The sequence below is a fragment of the Mesorhizobium sp. M1A.T.Ca.IN.004.03.1.1 genome (assembly GCF_003997555.1).
Lineage (GTDB): Bacteria > Pseudomonadota > Alphaproteobacteria > Rhizobiales > Rhizobiaceae > Mesorhizobium.
Map to the genome: position 1 here is coordinate 1 of NZ_RZTV01000093.1, position 346 is coordinate 346.

Below are 346 nucleotides of genomic sequence, written 5' to 3' on the forward strand. Positions count from 1 at the left end.
GGCGATGGTATCGAGCAGCGAGCCCGGCTTGGCGAGGTCGCCGGCTGCCAACGGATACCACGGGATGAAGCCGATATTGTGCTTGGTGCAATAATCGAGCACGTCCTCGCTGGTGCGGTCGACGAGATTGTAGCGGTTCTGGACCGTCGCGACCTTGAAATGCTTCGAGGCGGCCTCGATGTCGGCAACGGATACTTCGCTCAGACCCGCATGGCGGATGAGGCCGGTATCGAGCAGCGATTTGATCGCATCGAATTGTTCCCTGGCCGGCACCTTCGGATCGATCCTATGCAACTGCCAGAGATCGATCTGCTCGACGCCGAGATTGCGCAGGCTCTTATGCACT

General features: G+C 59.5%; 1 protein-coding gene. It reads right to left on the bottom strand.

What is annotated here, in order from left to right:
• Positions 1-346: aldo/keto reductase (locus EOD29_RS30850; protein ID WP_206520525.1), on the bottom strand; the 346-nt coding region annotated here is incomplete at both ends.